General features: G+C 65.5%; 10 protein-coding genes. 4 read left to right on the top strand and 6 right to left on the bottom strand.

All coding sequences use genetic code 11. The features are described 5' to 3' along the window. Window positions 1-220: 220 nt before the first annotated feature. Genes F9288_RS07450 through F9288_RS07440 form a run of 3 tightly spaced genes read right to left on the bottom strand, consistent with a single transcriptional unit; the run spans window position 221 to window position 5,397 of the window. The gene (locus F9288_RS07450) at window positions 221-1,540 is read right to left on the bottom strand and encodes an amidohydrolase family protein (RefSeq protein WP_174836040.1); all 1,320 of its coding nucleotides are present in this window, start codon (window positions 1,538-1,540) and stop codon (window positions 221-223) included. Further along, window positions 1,537-2,850 (bottom strand): amidohydrolase family protein, encoded by a 1,314-nt coding sequence (locus F9288_RS07445; RefSeq protein ID WP_174836039.1) that lies wholly within the window; start codon window positions 2,848-2,850, stop codon window positions 1,537-1,539. The genes F9288_RS07450 and F9288_RS07445 overlap by 4 nt, the downstream gene beginning before the upstream one ends. A 21-nt stretch (window positions 2,851-2,871) precedes the next feature. After that, entirely contained in the window at window positions 2,872-5,397 is a 2,526-nt protein-coding gene (locus F9288_RS07440; RefSeq protein WP_174836038.1) for a TonB-dependent receptor, read from the bottom strand. 499 nt (window positions 5,398-5,896) lie between these two features. Between F9288_RS07440 and F9288_RS07435 the strand changes: the two genes are divergently transcribed. Further along, entirely contained in the window at window positions 5,897-6,634 is a 738-nt protein-coding gene (locus F9288_RS07435; RefSeq protein ID WP_368076220.1) for an O-methyltransferase, read from the top strand. 179 nt (window positions 6,635-6,813) lie between these two features. Here the strand turns inward: F9288_RS07435 and F9288_RS07430 are convergent, their stop codons facing one another. Both F9288_RS07430 and F9288_RS07425 read right to left on the bottom strand, forming a co-directional pair. Beyond that, entirely contained in the window at window positions 6,814-7,632 is an 819-nt protein-coding gene (locus tag F9288_RS07430; protein ID WP_174836036.1) for a family 1 encapsulin nanocompartment shell protein, read from the bottom strand. Window position 7,633: 1 nt separating this feature from the next. Further along, window positions 7,634-8,683 (bottom strand): Dyp-type peroxidase, encoded by a 1,050-nt coding sequence (locus tag F9288_RS07425; RefSeq protein WP_174836035.1) that lies wholly within the window; start codon window positions 8,681-8,683, stop codon window positions 7,634-7,636. A gap of 428 nt (window positions 8,684-9,111) precedes the next feature. Between F9288_RS07425 and F9288_RS07420 the strand changes: the two genes are divergently transcribed. Continuing rightward, on the top strand, window positions 9,112-11,379 hold the full coding sequence (locus tag F9288_RS07420; protein ID WP_174836034.1) for an FdhF/YdeP family oxidoreductase: 2,268 nt from the start codon (window positions 9,112-9,114) through the stop codon (window positions 11,377-11,379). 121 nt (window positions 11,380-11,500) lie between these two features. Continuing rightward, window positions 11,501-12,157: a TetR family transcriptional regulator gene (locus F9288_RS07415; protein ID WP_174836033.1), complete on the top strand. Its 657-nt coding sequence runs from the start codon at window positions 11,501-11,503 to the stop codon at window positions 12,155-12,157. Window positions 12,158-12,203: 46 nt separating this feature from the next. Here the strand turns inward: F9288_RS07415 and F9288_RS07410 are convergent, their stop codons facing one another. Then, window positions 12,204-13,214, bottom strand: coding sequence for a CapA family protein (locus F9288_RS07410; protein ID WP_174836032.1), 1,011 nt, complete (start codon window positions 13,212-13,214; stop codon window positions 12,204-12,206). 202 nt (window positions 13,215-13,416) lie between these two features. Here F9288_RS07410 and F9288_RS07405 point away from each other — a divergent pair, with 202 nt between their 5' ends. After that, a complete protein-coding gene (locus F9288_RS07405) occupies window positions 13,417-16,257 on the top strand; it encodes a TonB-dependent receptor (protein WP_217482602.1) in 2,841 nt (946 codons plus the stop codon). The last annotated feature ends 15 nt before the right edge of the window (window positions 16,258-16,272 follow it).

The following is a 16,272-nucleotide window of genomic DNA, read 5'->3' as shown; positions in this document are numbered from 1 at the left end:
AAGCACCGTTGCTTCTCCGCGATATTGCGCGGAGTTTCAGGAACAAGGCGACTTTGCGACCAATTGTCGCGGCCGTTTCAGCCGCGAAAGACGCGCCTCGGTGCGGATGCGCCAAGCACCATGTCGGCCCGATAGGAAAGGAGGCAGGGAGCAGCCGCGCGACGCAACGCGCCGATTTGCTCCCCGCCTCCTTCGTAGGGTCGAGCCGGACGGCCAGGCCCTAGTTCAGCACATTGACCTTGCCGTCCTTCTTCAGCACGTCGCCGCCCTTCATCACGAAGGCGACATGCTGGAGCTTGGTGATATCGGCGAGCGGATCGCCGTCCACCGCGACGATATCGGCAAAGCGTCCGGTCTGCACCGAGCCGATATCCTGCGACGCGCCTATCAGTTCGGCGGCGTTGCGGGTGCCCGCGAAGATCGCATCCATCGGCGTCAGCCCGGCCTTCACCAGCAGCGCGAACTCCTCCGCCTTGTTGCGGTTGCCCAGGCCGGTCAGGTCGGTGCCGAGCGCGATCTTCACGCCGGCCTTATAGGCGCGGCCGGCGTTGCCGATCATCGTCGGCGTCACCGCGATGGCCTTTTCCGGCACGGTCGGCGGCAGCTTCTCCGGCGTCTTGACGGCGGTCTGGTAGATCCAGTCGGCGACGAGCAGCGTGGGCACCAGGAACGTGCCGTGCTCCTTCATCAGCTTGTAGCTGGTGGCGTCGGCATAGGTGCCGTGCTCGATCGAATCGACCCCCGCCTCGATCGCGTGGTTGATCGCCTTGTTGCCGTGGACGTGGGCGGCGACCTTGAGGCCGAGCGAATGCGCCGTATCGGTGACGGCCTTCATCTCCGCGTCGGTCATCGTCATGTGGTTGGGATCGTCGCCGATCGAGGCCACGCCGCCCGACGGCATGATCTTGATGAGATCGGCGCCGTCGCGGCGGTGCTGGCGCACCTTGTAAACGGCATCCTCGGGCCCGTCGATGATCGACAGCTCCCGGCCGTCGAAATGGACGCCGGGCTGCATGCCGTTCTGCGGATCGGAATGGCCACCGGTGGCCGACAGCGGTTGCATCGCCGTCCAGATGCGCGGCCCGATCACCTGCTTCGCGGCGATCGCGCGCTTGAGCGCCGGTGCCTCGATGCCGCCGGAACCGCAATCGCGGACCGCCGTGAAGCCCTGGTCGATATCGCGCTCGGCATTGCGGATGCCGGTAATCACCGCATCGCCGTCGTTGCGCGTGAAGCGGCCCAGCACGCCCCAGTCCGCATCCATCGAGATATGGTCGTGCACGTCGATGAAGCCGGGCAGCACCGTCTTGGACGAGAGGTCGATCACCTCGGCGCCGGCCGGGGTGACGAAGCCGTTCTGGATGCCGGTGATGCGATCGTCGTGGATCAGGATCGACACCTGCCGCCGGGGCGTCGCGGAAACGCCGTCGATCAGCGTGCCGGCGTGGACGACCACGTCCTTCGCCATCGCCGGCGACGTCATCGCCAGCAGCGCGCAGGCGCCGAGCAGCGCCCCGGTCATCTTCCTCGCAATGCTCATCGCGTCATCCTTCCGCCGTTCTTGAGTACCTCGCCGCCCTTCATGACGAACTCGACGCGCTGGAGCGTGGTGATGTCGGCGAGCGGATCGCCCTCCACCGCGACGATATCGGCATAGCGCCCGGTCTGGACCGAGCCGATGTCCTGCGGCGTGCCGATCAGCTCGGCGGCGTTGCGGGTGGCGGTGAAGATCGCATCCATCGGCGTCAGCCCGGCCTTGACCAGCAGCGCGAATTCCTCCGCCTTGTTGCGATCCGACGTGGCGCCCTGATCGGTGCCGAACGCGATCTTGACGCCGGCCTTGTAGGCGCGGCCAGCATTGCCGATCATCACCGGCGTCACCGCGATGGCCTTGTCCGCCACGGTCGGCGGCAGCGTCTCGGGATGCTTGACGGCGTTCTGGTAGATCGCGTCGGCGACGAGCAGGGTCGGCACCAGGAACGTGCCGTGCTCCTTCATCAGCTTGTAGCTTTCTGCGTCCGAATAGGTGCCGTGCTCGATCGAATCGACACCGGCGAGGATCGCGTGGTCGATCGCCTGCTTGCCGTGCGCATGGGCGGCGACCTTCAGCCCCAGCTCGTGCGCGGTGTCGATCGCCGCCTTCATCTCGGCGTCGGTCATCGTCATGTGATTGGGATCGTCGCCGATCGAGCCGACGCCGCCCGACGGCATGATCTTGATGACGGTCGCGCCGTCGCGGCGGTGCTGGCGCACCTTGACCACCGCGTCTTCCGGCCCGTCGATGATCGCCGCGTCGCGCCCGGCGATCGAGACCGCGGGGCTGAGGCCGTTCTGGCGATCGGAATGGCCGCCGGTCGGCCCCATCGCCTGCAATGCCGTCCAGTAGCGCGGGCCGACGATCTGCCTGGCGGCGATCGCGCGGATCACCGCCGGGGCGGAAATCCCGTCCGAGCCGAGATCGCGAACCGTGGTGAACCCTTCCTCGATCTCGCGCCGCGCATTGGCGACGGCGGCGATCGTCGCGTCACCGGTGGTCTGGGTGAAACGGTTGAGCGGGCGGCGATCGCCGTTCGACGAGATGTGATCGTGGCATTCGATGAAGCCGGGCAGCACCGTCTTGGACGAGAGGTCGATCACCTCGGCGCCGGCGGGGGTGACGAAGCCGCTCTGGACGCCGGTGATGCGGTCGTCGCGGATCAAGATCGACACCTGCGTCCGGGGCGTCGCGGAGACGCCGTCGATCAGCTTGCCGGCGTGGATGACGACATCCTTGGCGGAGGCAGAACCCCCGCCGAGGACGCCAGCGACCAGCGCGGCGACAGCGCAGCCGCGCAGGATACCAGTCTTCATATCGGACTTACCCCCGTTCGATTAGCGGAACTTGGCCATGAACTGCACCCCGACGACACGCGGCGCGGTGGAGACGACATAGTTGGGACGGATGATCGTGCCGTTGTACCGCCAGCCGAGCTGGGTGGCGCTGGCCTGCCCGTTCGTCAGGCTGGTGAGGCCGATCGTGTTGAACAGGTTGTTGGCGAACAGATAGACGCCCCAGAGGCCCTGATCCTTCTCCAGCCCGAACCGCAGGCCGACCGTGGCGAAGCCCGGCAGCGTATAGAGCGCCGCGCCCCCGGCGGTCCCGGCCGGGCCGTTCGGATAGGCGGTGGCATAGCGCGGCAGGTTGTAGGTGGTCAGCGCGCTGCTGCGATAGCTGAGGTCACCGTGGTAGATGATCTCCAGATCGTCGCTGATCGGCGTGCTGTAATCCACGCTCGTCTGCAGCGTCCACTTCGGCGAATAAGGGATCGGATCGCCCGACTTGCCCGCGCTGATCGTCGCGCAGCCAAGCGTGCCGTCATAGGGAACCGGGCACGGCGTGATGCCATTGGGCAGCGACTGGTCGCCCTTCAGCTTGGCATCGATATAGCTGCCCGACACCTTCAGCGACAGGCGATCGAGCGGATAGAAGCCCGTGTCGAACTCGATGCCCTGGATCCGCGCGGGGCTGGAGCTGTTGGTGATGAATCCGAAGGCGTTGTTGTAGCTCGCCGAGACCTGCATGTTGGTCCAGTCCATGCGGAACGCATCGACGTTCAGCACGACCTTGCGATCGAACCACGATGTCTTCAGGCCGGCTTCGTAATTCCACACCGAATCGGAGCTGTAGATCGCGGCATAGCTCGGCAGGCCCAGCGTCTGGTTCACGCCGCCCGGACGATATCCCTGCGTCGCCGACGCATAGAACATCACGTCGCGGTTGAACTTGTAGTTGGCGCTGAACTTCAGCAGCGTGCCGTGCTCGTTGCCGCCGGTGGTCAGCGGCGCCTGACGGCTGTTGCCGGCGATATAGCTCGGGATGATGACAGCGGACGTCGTGCGCTTCTTGTAGTTGAAATAGCGGATGCCGCCGGTCACGCTGAGCTTGCTGGTGATGTCCCACGTGCCTTCGGCGAAGCCCGCGATCTGCTCGAGCCGGTCGTCGATGGTGCGGTCGAGGCCGACATTGTCCACGCCGACGACATAGGTGCTGCCGGACGGATATCCGACCGGATAGAGCTGGATACCGGTGACCGGATCGGCCGGGCTCAGGATGGATTCGGTGAAGTTCTTGCGATAGCTGTGATAGAAGCCAACCGTCCACTTGAAGGCATTACGGTCATCAGCAAGGCGAACTTCCTCGGTGGAAGTCTTGTTCGATTGCGGCTGATAAGTGGTGCTGTTGCCGTAGCCGTTGACCAGTTGCTGATATCCGGCGCCGTTGCAGGTCGTCCCCACGACATACCCGGTATTACAGTCGTTCAGGAAAGCATTGTAACCCGGAATTGCCGTGCCGGCGCCGGCATAAGGAGCGACCAGCCCGCGGGTATTGTTGACCGACTGCCATTTCGAGAAATATGGCGTGTAGTCGAACTTATACTGGAGAAGGCGGTCGGTATAGGAAGCCGCCACCGTCAGCGTGGCGAAATCCATGTCCCAGTTCATGGTGCCGGAAAACAGCTTCATCCTGTCTTCCTGCGGCTGCTGCATCAGCAGCGGCTGATCGTATTTCTTCCCGGTCAGCTGATATTCGGTATAGTTCCAGCTCGTCCCGACGCCCTTGCGGTTCTGATAGACCGCCATCAGGTCGAGCGTGATGTTGTCGGCCGGCTTGAACCGCGCGGTGACGCGGCCGCCGTAGCTCTTGTTCGCATTGATGTTGCGCATGCCGAGCAGGCTGTTGTCGATATAGCCAGCCGAGCGATCGTAATAACCGACGGCGCGGACGCCGAGCACGTCGCTGATGACCGGCACGTTGACCATGCCGTTGACCTGCCGGCCCAGGCTGCCGTTGCTCTCCGCCGAGGTGTTGAGCTGCCCGTCAATCGCGCCCTCGTAACGGTCCAGCTTGGGCTTGTTGAAGATAATGCGCAGCGTGCCGCCCATCGAGCTGGCGCCATAGAGCGTGCCCTGCGGGCCGCGCAGCACTTCCGCGCGCTCGACGTCGAACAGCCGCAGGTTCGGCTGCGTGCCGCCCGCGTCGTTCGAGACGCCGCCCGTGCCGCTCAGCGGAACGTCGTCGTAATAGATGCCGACCAGCGCCTCGCCCGTGGCATAGAGGTTACGGATGATGACGCGGCTGCCGCCGTTGGAATTCTCGTTGATCTGAAGGCCCGGCGAGACGCGGGTCAGCGCGCTCGAATCCGTGATGTTCTGCTTGGTCAGCGTCTCGGCGCTGACCGCCGAGATGGCGAGCGGTGTCTGCTGGATGCTGGTGGCGCGCTTGAGCGCGGTGACGACGATCTCGGTGTCGTTCCCGGCCGCCGGCGCTGGCGCCGCTTCCGGCGCCGCCGGCACCGTCTGGGCATGGAGCGCGGTAGAGGTGGCGAGCGACGAGGCGCCGGCCAGGATTCCCAGCATCAAAGCACGATGCGACCCACGAATGATCATGTCTAACCCCCCTATGTGCGGACGGACACGCCGCCGCCTTCCCCGATTGATGTCCGGGCGAAGCTCCTCCCGAAACCGCTTGCCACGCCCCCGTATCAGCGAGATCCCTGTCACGCGTCTTACGCGAATTTGAAACCGAAATGGCCTCGAACGCAATTCTAAAATACCGCACCAAAATTGAAATTTTCGGCTGTTTTCCTGCGATATGACGAACTAATAGTATAATAACTAATTATAGCGACGCGAAACGGCGCGCCCGGAGGGGCCGGATCGGCCCGATAACCCTGCTCTTCGCCCCGACGCTACGTTTTCCGGCAGATTCGGCGATCGGCCCGTCACGCGCGCGGCCTGCCGATCACCCGCTGCGCGCGCGCGTAAACCGGCCCGCATTCGTGTCTGGAAAAGGCGGTACCAAAATCGTCTCCGCACGCTGCGCCGCCCCCGGAATTGACTTGACCTGCCTGCGAGCATGACGCTTAGTATGCTAAATATTCCATCCTACACGATAGCGGAGCCGGCCATGAAGACTCGCCGCATCGGCATTCCTCTCACCGACGAACTCGGCGCCTATATCGATCGGTGGGGGTACAAAGAGACGCCGGCGATGGTGCAATGCCGGGAATATACCTCCACGATCGCGCGTTCGCTGATGCAGCTTTCGCCCGAGCAGGCCGCGCTGTTGCAGATCCTGGCGCAGATCATGGGCGCCCGAAACATCCTCGAGATCGGCACTTTCACCGGCTATTCCACCATGGCCATGGCCATGGTGCTGCCGGAGGGCGGAAAGATCACCACCCTCGACATCTCCGAGGACTATGTGAACGCCGCGCGGACATTCTGGAAGGCGGGCGGCGTGGAAGACCGGATCGACACGATGATCGGCGACGCCAACGCAAGCCTCGACTCGCTGATCGCGCAGGGCAAGGCCGGCACGTTCGACCTCGCCTTCATCGACGCCGACAAGAACGACGGCATCGATCATTTCAACAAATGCCTGCAACTGGTGCGTTCCGGCGGCCTGATCGTCGTTGACGACACGCTGGCCTTCGGCCGGGTGGCCACCGGCCCGCAGGAAGGCGATCATCCGGCGATCGTCGACATGGCCCGCGACGGCCATCCGGAAAACATGCACATCCACGGCTGCGACGGCATCGACATGGTGCTGCTGCATTTCTCGAATGGCATGACGCTGGCACGCAAGCGCTAGGTGCTTCGGGGCCTCGCCGGCCCCACCTCCCGCCAACGATTACCGTTCACGGCGCGCCCAAGGCTGGCCACCGAGCGGCCCTGCTCCCCGGCCACAGCTTGGGCGCGGCCACGGATCGACTTCCGGGGTTCAATCCCGTCGCGTTACTCCCGATCGCGATCCCGCGGATCCGGTCGCGCTCACCTCGGCTGGCCGCTTGCCGGCAGGTCGAGGATCACCGACGCCTCGGAGGTCTGCGTCTGATAGGTCAGCGTCTCCAGGATATATAGCTCGACGTCATCGGCGGTGTGGCCGCGATAGCCGATCGACAGGTCCAGCCCGATGGTGAGGTCGAAGTCGCCGCCCCGCGTCGTGACGACCACCCCGCCCTTGATCGCCGGACACCAGATCACCTCCCTGTCGACCAGCTTCTCGATATGCTTGAGCACGGGGTAGCCGTCATCACTCTCGCTGGTGATCTCGCTATAGGAATCGGCGCCGAGCACCAGCGCATAAGGGCCGTTGACCCCGGCGAGCCGCAGCGCGTTGACCGCCTGCTCGATCACCGCCGGATAGGCGCGCACGTCGCCCGGCAAGGTGAGCTTGGCGTTGCTGGTGACCTGGCGGACGCCATTGATGCCGACCTGCCCATAGCCCTCGAACACGACATGATCCTCGGCGAAGGCGATGGTGCGCGCGGCATCCTTGAGCGGCTGCCAGTCGGAATCGTTCGAACCGCGCTCGACATCGTCGATCGCCTTGCGGGTGAGTTTGAACGGCACGCACAATTCCACCACCGGGGTCGTCTCGCGCTGGACGACCTGCAAGCCGTCGCAAAGCGGCGCGACCGCCTTGGTATGGCCCGTGCCGACCGCCGAGAGATCGAAACCCCTGGGGCCGATCACATCCACGACCTTGCGCGCGGCGAGATAGCGTTTGAGCGTCCGCTTCGCCTCTTCCTCGATCTGCTCCCACGCGGCCGCCGAGATCGGAGCCAGTTCCCGATGCAGGTTGTTCATGTCAGTCCTCGTTCAGCGATCCGATATCCAGCGATCCGTGGGCCGGCGGCACGGGCGCATCGCCGGTCGCATCGCCCTCCTGCGGTCGGGCTTCCGACGATCCGGCGGAAGGCGGCTCGCCGGGCGTCACGTCATCCAGAAACGTCGAGGTCGGGATGAAGAAGAGCGAGCCGGTGACGGCGCGGCTGAAATCCAGGATACGATCGTAATTTCCGGGCGGGTTGCCGACGAACATATTGTCAAGCATCCGCTCGGTGCGGCTCGGCGAGCGCGCATAGCCGATGAAATAGGTCCCGAACTCGCCCTTCCCGAACTCGCCGAACGGCATGTTGTCGCGGACGATATCGAGCTGGTTGCCGTCCTCGTCCTGAATGACGTTCAGCACATTGTGCGCATAGGGCAGTTTGAGATCATCCATTATCTCGATGTCGGACAGCTTCTTCCGGCCGATAATCCCTTCCTGCTGCTCGACCGGGATCGCTTCCCATTTCGGCAGGTCATGCAGGTATTTCTGGACGATCACGTAGCTGCCGCCGGCAAAGGCCGGGTCCTCGTCGCCGACGATCGCGGCGTCGGTGCATTCCTGCCCGACCGGATTCTCGGTCCCGTCGACGAAGCCGAGCAGATCGCGGTCGTCGAAATATTTGAAGCCATGCGTTTCATCGACGATCGTGGCGACCGATCCGATCCGCACCATGATCTGCGCGGCGAGCTCGAAACATTGATCCATGCCGGTGGCGCGGATGTGGAAGAGCATGTCGCCCGGCGTGGACGGGGCATGGTGGACGCCGTTGATTTCGCGAAACGGGTGGAGCTCCTTCGGCCGCGGCGCGCCGAACAGCCGATCCCACGCCGCCGATCCGATGCCCGTTACACACGACAGGCCGCCATCCAGATCGCGGAACCCGACCGCGCGGACGATGCCCGAGAGGTCGGCGAGGAAGCGCCGGACGACGTCGAGGCTCTCTTTCTGCGGGGCGATCGTCACTACCAGAAAGATGGCGGTTCGGGAGAGCCTGGCTGTGACGGACTGGCTTACTGGAATTGCCACGAAATCGCTCCGTTAGAACATGGAACATGTCAGGCGGGTCGGAGGAACTGCCCCAAACCCGCCGCTCGCCAGCCGCTCGACGCCGCCGATCGTATCGCCGGGTCCGACATTCCGGCTCCGGCGGAGAAGGGCGGCTGGAAAAGGCAACGCCAGCCTCCGCGCGCGGACGACCGTCGCTTTGTCGTCTCCCGATAGCTCATCCATCCCGAGAATGGCGATGATATCCTGCAAAGCCCTATGGCGCTGTAGGGTTTCCTGGTCCTCGCGCGCAACCTCAATAATGGCCGGCGCAGAGGTTGGGCGGGGCGGGAAACGGGCCAGCCGATACCGGGCATTGTCCCCGCGCCGGCGGAAATTATTGGCGATGGAAAGTCGATGCGGAACGCTCCTATAATGAAGCGACCACAGGTATCTTGGAATGCGTCATTATGGCCGAGGACGCCCCCCGCTTCAAACCGTATGACCATCCGGCGGGAGGCTGGGGCGCCGCCGCCGCGACGGCGAAGGTGCTGCTCGAGCAGAGCGTCGTCACCAAGGGATCGCGCGCGCTCCTGTCGATGAACCAGCCGGGCGGGTTCAAATGCCCGAGCTGCGCCTTCCCCGATGCCGATTGCAAGAAGACGCTGGAATTCTGCGAGAATGGCGCGAAGGCGCTGGCGCACGAGGCGACGAAGTTCCGCGTCACGCGCGATTTCTTCGCGCAGCACACCGTCACGGAGCTGATGGAGAAGTCGGATTACTGGCTGGAGATGCAGGGGCGCCTCACCGAGCCGATGCGCTATGACAGCGCCACCGACAGATATGTGCCGTGTTCGTGGGACGAGGCGTTCGCGCTGATCGGCAGGCATCTGCGCGCGCTGGAAAGCCCGCACGAGGCCGAATTCTACACCTCGGGCCGCACCCCCAACGAGGCCGCGTTCCTCTATTCGATCATGGTGCGCCAGTTCGGCACCAACAACTTCCCCGATTGCTCGAACATGTGCCACGAGCCGACCAGCCGGGGCCTGCCACCCGCGATCGGCGTGGGCAAGGGCACGGTGGTGCTGGAGGATTTCGAACATGCCGAGGCGATCTTCGTCATCGGCCAGAACACCGGCACCAACTCACCGCGCATGATGACCAACCTCGTCGAGGCGCGCAAACGCGGCGTCCCGATCGTGGCGGTCAATCCGATGCCCGAGCGCGCGCTTATCAGGTTCACGGAGCCGCAGGACGTCATCCAGATGGCGACCTTCGGCTCGACGCCGATCGCCAGCGAATTCGTGCACATCAGGATCGGCGGCGACCTCGCGTTCATCAAGGGCATCATGAAGGTGATGTTCGAGCGCGAGGCGGCGGGCGAGACCGTTCTCGACCATGCCTTCCTCGCCGAGCACACATTGGGCATGGAGGCGGTGCGCGACGAGGTGATGGCGCTCGACTGGCGCGACATCGTCGAGCATTCGGGGCTGGAGGAAGCGCAGATCAGGCGCTGCGCGGAAATCTACATCCGTTCCAGCGCGACGATCATCTGCTACGGCATGGGCCTCACCCAGCACCAGTTCGGTTCGCAATTGCTCCAGCAGGTCGCCAGCCTGCTCCTGCTCAAGGGGAATTACGGCAAGCCCGGCGCGGGCATCTCGCCGATCCGCGGCCATTCCAACGTCCAGGGCGACCGCACCGTCGGGATCGACGAGAAGCCGAGCCAGAAGTATCTCGATCGCGTGCGCGACGTGTTCGGCTTCGAGCCACCGCGCGAACATGGGCATCACACGGTCGAATCGGTCGAGGCGATGATCGCGGGCACCGCGAAGGTGTTCATCGGCCTGGGCGGCAACTTCGTGCGGGCCGTGCCGGATACCGAGCGGTCCTATGAAGCGATGCGCAAGCTGGCGCTGACCGTCGGCATCGCGACCAAGCTCAATCGCGGCCATCTTGTCCACGGCAGGGACGCGCTGATCCTCCCCGTGATCGCGCGCTCGGAACGGATCGAGACGTCGGCGGGCGAGCAGTTCGTGACCATCGAGGATTCGATGTCGAACGTCACGCCCTCGCGCGGCGTGCTCGCCCCCGCGAGTCCCGACCTCAAGCCCGAGGTGGAGATCGTCTGCCGCATGGCGATGGCCGCGCTGCCGGAAAGCAGGATTCCGTGGGAATCCTATATCCACGACTATGATCTCATCCGCGACAAGATCGCGGAGGTGTACCCGGAAATCTACGAGGGCTTCTCCGAGCGGATCAAGGACCCCAGGGGATTCCACCTCGATATCCCGCCGCGCCGCCTGGTCTGGCCAACCCCCAACGGCAAGGCGAATTTCCTCCTGCTGCCGGGGCTGGACGTCGACGAGCCGGTCGCCGACCCCGCCATGTTGCGGCTGGCGACCGTGCGCTCGCACGATCAGTTCAACACGACGATCTATAGCTACAACGATCGCTATCGCGGCGTTTACAACGATCGCATGGTCCTGTTCATGAACGAGGCGGACCGGATCGCGCGCGGCATCGAGGCGCGGTCGCAGGTCGCGCTGGAGACGATCAGCACCGATGGTGTGCGCCGACGGGTCGAGGCGCTCACCGTGATCGACTATCCGATGCCGCGCGGCTCGGTCGCGGGTTACTATCCCGAGCTAAACCCGCTGCTGCCGCTCGATTATTACGATCGCATCAGCGGCACGCCCGCCGCGAAGTCGGTGCCCGTGCGCGTGGTGGCTGCCTGACGCCTTTCCCGTCGCGCGGATCGTTCGTCGGGGCGGGAAGGGCGTCACGGCAGACGATTTGCTTGCCGCCACGCAAAATGCGATCAGTTCGTCAGATCCGCCATTCGCACTGGAAGCCCGCATGACGGCCGACCGGAACACCCGCGTCTCCACGCGGAAGGAGCCAATACAGGCGCGATCCAACCTGCTGGTCGAGGCGGTGCTCGACGCTGCCGTTCAGGTTTTGGCGAAGGAGGGCGCGCAGCGATTCACCACCGCGCGGGTGGCCGAGCGCGCCGGCGTCAGCGTCGGATCGCTCTATCAATATTTCCCGAACAAGGCCGCGATCCTGTTCCGCCTGCAAAGCGACGAGTGGCGGCGCACCTCGGCGCTGTTGAAGGGCATATTGGAGGATCGCGCCACCCCGCCGACCGCCCGGCTTCGCCGGCTGGTCCATGCGTTCATCCTGTCGGAATGCGAGGAGGCCGCGATCCGCACCGCGCTCAGCGACGCCGCGCCGCTTTACCGCGACGCGCCGGAGGCGATCGAGGCGAAGCGGGAGAATACGCAGATTTTCCGGACGTTCCTGGCCGAGGCGCTGCCGGGCGCCCCAGCGGACGCGCTCATGATCGCGGGGGACCTGATCAAAATGACGCTGAGCGAGGTCGGCAGCAGCTTCTCGGAAACATCGAGGACGGCGCCGGAGATCGCCGCCTGGTCGGAGGCGCTGGCCGATATGCTTTGCGCCTATCTCGAACGGTTGAGCGCCAAAGCGCCTCCCCGCCCGATTGCCTGTTGAGATCGGCGGCTTCCGCGAATCCTCGCACGCCCCCTCCGCCTTGGCTTCAATGGCGGGCGAGGGTTGGCACGCCCCATGAAAGCTCCCCGCGCTTCGCTGCCTCCAGCCGGATCGGATGAAAGCGGGCGTCGATGAAACGACCGTCGGCGAATCGCGCCTCGACGATCGTCGATCGCCACGCCTCGGCGCCATAAGCGCCGTCCGCCTTGCGCGTCTGGAAGATGAAATTGCCTAGGCCGTGGAACAGCGGGGCGCCGCGCCAGGATTCGCGCGCCTGCATCACCGGCGTGCCGTGACCCACGAACGCCGCCGCGCCCGCGTCGACGCAGGCGCGCGCGAAGGATTTCTGCCACGCGGGCGTGTCGCTTTGCACCGGTTCCCAATAATGATTGTGGAGGCACATCAGCACCGTCGCCCCAGCGGCGCGCGCGGCGCAGATCGCGGCCAGCACGCGCTCCACGTCGGCCGGCTCCAGCGTGCCGTCCCCCCGCCTGCGAAGCTCGTTGACCCCGGCGTGCCCCGGCGCCGCCGCCGCGCCGGGCCGGATCGCGCCCGCCGCCGCCGCGACCAGCGCGAAGCCGCCGGCGGGCGTGTGCTGGATCGCGGGCGCGGCGGCGGCGGCGAGATCGCGCCCCGATCCCGCGTGGACGATGCCGCGACGGTCCAGCGCGTCGATCGTGGAGAGGATGCCGCCGGTGCCGAGATCCCAGGCGTGGTTGTTGGCGGTCGTCACCAGCGTCACGCCCAGCGCTCTGAGGCAATCCAGCGCCTCGGGCGGCGCGCGGTGGAGCGTCGCGTCGGCGCGGGTCGGATCGCCCGCTTCCGGCCCGTCGATCGGCGTTTCGAGATCGGTGAACACCACATCCGCCCGCCGCAGCAACGCGGCGATCGCCTTCATTCCCGGCCAGCCCTCGCGGCAGACATCGCGCTGGATCAGCGACTGGCCGAGCAGCATGACGCGCATCGGCCGGCGTTCCCGCGCGTGGGCGGACGACGCGAACACCGCCGCCGCGCCGATCGCCCCCAGCATTCCGCGCCGATCAGGATTGCGCCACATCGCCTGCTTTTTCACTTTTGTTGCATAGCCATAATCCGGCATTGCATCGCACCCGCAACCATATACCGATCATGGTATGGCCCGATGAAGTTCCGCCATCAGCTATCGCCCGGCGCGCGATCCGATACCTGTGCGGCGAATCGATAAGAAGATGGGGGGCTTTGCCATGATCGAACGGGATTTTCGTAGGCGCGCGGGCGCCATGATGCTGGGCGCGAGCCTGATGACGATCGCGCTGAGCGCGGCGGCGGGGGCGCAGGAACTGCCGGCATCCCCGGCGGCGGACGCGCCGGAATCGGGCGAGATCGTCGTCACCGGATCGCGCATCCAGCGCCGTGACGCGGCGGCGGTCGGCCCGCTGCTGACCATCACCGCCGACGACATCGCCAAGTCCGGCAGCGTCTCGCCCGGCGACCTGCTCCAGAAACTGCCCTCGGCCGGCGTCAGCCTCAATTCGAACGGCACGCAGGGCACCTCCTATGGCGCGTCGTCGATCAACCTGCGCTATCTCGGCGGCGGCGAGGGCAGCGGAAATCGCGTTTTGGTGCTGGTCGACGGGCACCGCTGGGTCGACGCGGTGGGGCAGCGCGGCTTCCGCGACTTCGTGGACCTCAACACCATCCCGATGGGGATGATCGAGGGTATGGAGGTGCTGAAGGACGGCGCTTCCGCGATCTACGGCGCGGATGCGATCGCCGGCGTGGTCAACATCAAGACGATCCGCCCGTTCGACGGCATTCGCGGATCGACCCGCATGGGCGTTACCGACAAGGGCGACGGCGCGGAATATTCGGCGACGCTCAACGTCGGCAAGCGTTTCGGCCGCGCCTCGATCATCCTGTCGGGCAGCTATTATGAATCGAAGCCGATCCGCACCGACGCACGGCCGCTGACCACCACCTCGCTGGTGCCGGTGACATCGCCGGGAACCAGCCCGAACGGACTTTATATCCTGCCAGGCCTCGCCTCGAACGGCTATTTCGGCACACCAGCCGGCTTCGGCGCATCGAGCGCCCCGATCGCGCTCAACTCGCCGGGCACGCTCTACGGGCCGGGCGCGGGCGCGGACAACGCCTTCCACACCGCCGCATTGCCGGGCGATTATTACAATACGCAGGCGCAGGGCATCTATTCCGCCGGCCCATCGCAGCGCTACGGCTTCTACGGCCGGTTCGACTACGAGCTGGCGGACAACCTCAACTTCAAGCTGGAGGGGCTTTATAACGAGCGCAAGTCGGACCAGCTCTTCTCGCCGGTGCTGCTCGATATCGGCGGCACGGCGGGCACCGTGCGCGGCTTCTACATCCCCAACAACCAGCCGTTCAATCCGTTCGGCACCGCGAACGGCGTGCCCGCCGGCAACGCGCTCGCCTTCGCCGCCAATTCCGCCTTCCGCGTCCGCAAGGTGATGAGCGACGTCGGCAACCGCGACAATATCCAGGACGTGCAGACCTGGCGCATCGCCGCCGGGCTGGACGGCTCGTTCGGCCTGTTCGGCAACAACTGGCACTGGGACGCCTTCGGCAGCTATTCGAAGGATTATATCAAGTCGACCGCGCTGAACGGCATCAACTACGACAATCTCTATCTCGCGCTCGGCAACCCCGCGACCTGCGCGGCGGCGGCGGGCTGCGTGCCGGTCAACCTGTTCGGCCCGATGACGCAGGCGCAGGCGGACTATATCCGCTTCACCACGCACGAGACCAATTACACCGAGCTGTGGAACGGCACCGTCAACGCCACCGGCACGTTGTTCAACCTGCCGGCGGGCGAGGTCGCGCTGGCGGTGGGCTACGAATATCGCCGCAATCGCGGGGTGGACAATCCCGATCCGGTCGCCAACGCCGCGCCGACCTATCTGAACGGCGCGCTCTATGCCAAGACCACCGCGCAGACCCGCACCCCGACGAGCGGCGCTTACGACCTGCACGAGGTCTATGGCGAATTGTCGGTGCCGGTGCTGAAGGATTCGCCGTTCGGCAAGAGCCTCGATCTCAGCCTCGCCGGGCGCTACTCGCGCTATTCGACGGTGGGCGGCAAGGCGACGTTCAAGGGCGGCCTCGGCTATCGCCCGATCGAGGGGGTGCTGCTGCGCGGCACCTATGCGCAGGGCTTCCGCGCGCCATCGATCCTCGAACTGTATCAGGGCGCGCGGCAGACGAGCTTCCAGGGCACCGATCCGTGCAACGGCGGCGCCTCGGCCAACCCGAACAGGCCGGGCTGCGTCGGCGTGCCGACCGGCTATAACCAGATCAACTACAATCTGAACGGCCTGATCCCGGGCGTGATAAGCGGCAACGCCAGCCTCAAGCCGGAGACGTCCGACAGCATCAGCGCCGGCATCGCGCTGACGCCGGTTCACGGCCTGTCGATCACGGTCGATTATTACAACATCAGGATCAAGAACGCGATCGCCTCGCAATCGGCGACGCAGATCATGCAGCTATGCGCGCAGCGGGCCGGCGTGTTCTGCGATCTCGTCCAGCGCGACGCGAACACGGGGGCGATCCTCAACCTGCTGCAAGGCGCGCAGAACCTCAATTCGATCACTACCGACGGCGTGGACGCGACGGTGCGCTACGATTTCACCACCGGCATCGGGCGGATCGGCGCGATCGTCGACGCTTCCTATCTCGGCTCGTTCCGCACCGTCTCGCCCGATCCGGCGACCGGCGGCACGATCGTCGACAACCGCGCCGGCAAGGGCGACCAGCCGCGCGCGACCTATCCGCGCTGGAAGGGGCAGGCCTCGCTCAACTGGGACGGTGACGGCGCCAACGCCACGCTGCGCGCGCGCTACATCGGCAGCACCACCGACGTGGTGAACCCGGTGAAGGACGCCCGCACCAGCGCGGTGACCTATATCGACGCCGAGGTCGGCTTCGACGTCGCGGATGGGCGCACGCGCTTCGGCATCGGCGTCAACAACCTGTTCGATACGCAGCCGCCGGCATCCTATGCCAACGCGCCGATCAACTACGATATCTACACCTATGACGCGCGCGGGCGCTTCCTCTACGCCCGCTTTTCGGTGAAGCTGTAGGCTTGGCGACGGCGG

This window comes from Sphingomonas sp. CL5.1, assembly GCF_013344685.1.
GTDB lineage: Bacteria > Pseudomonadota > Alphaproteobacteria > Sphingomonadales > Sphingomonadaceae > Sphingomonas.
This window is presented reverse-complemented; position numbering and strand designations above follow the sequence as displayed.

Coding starts and splice junctions, on each gene's coding strand:
- F9288_RS07445 (WP_174836039.1), bottom strand. CDS start 2,850: ATGAAGACTGGTATCCTGCGCGGCTGCGCTGTCGCCGCGCTGGTCGCT.
- F9288_RS07410 (WP_174836032.1), bottom strand. CDS start 13,214: ATGTGGCGCAATCCTGATCGGCGCGGAATGCTGGGGGCGATCGGCGCG.
- F9288_RS07430 (WP_174836036.1), bottom strand. CDS start 7,632: ATGAACAACCTGCATCGGGAACTGGCTCCGATCTCGGCGGCCGCGTGG.
- F9288_RS07450 (WP_174836040.1), bottom strand. CDS start 1,540: ATGAGCATTGCGAGGAAGATGACCGGGGCGCTGCTCGGCGCCTGCGCG.
- F9288_RS07435 (WP_368076220.1), top strand. CDS start 5,897: ATGACGCTTAGTATGCTAAATATTCCATCCTACACGATAGCGGAGCCG.
- F9288_RS07420 (WP_174836034.1), top strand. CDS start 9,112: ATGGCCGAGGACGCCCCCCGCTTCAAACCGTATGACCATCCGGCGGGA.
- F9288_RS07415 (WP_174836033.1), top strand. CDS start 11,501: ATGACGGCCGACCGGAACACCCGCGTCTCCACGCGGAAGGAGCCAATA.
- F9288_RS07405 (WP_217482602.1), top strand. CDS start 13,417: ATGATGCTGGGCGCGAGCCTGATGACGATCGCGCTGAGCGCGGCGGCG.
- F9288_RS07440 (WP_174836038.1), bottom strand. CDS start 5,397: ATGCTGGGAATCCTGGCCGGCGCCTCGTCGCTCGCCACCTCTACCGCG.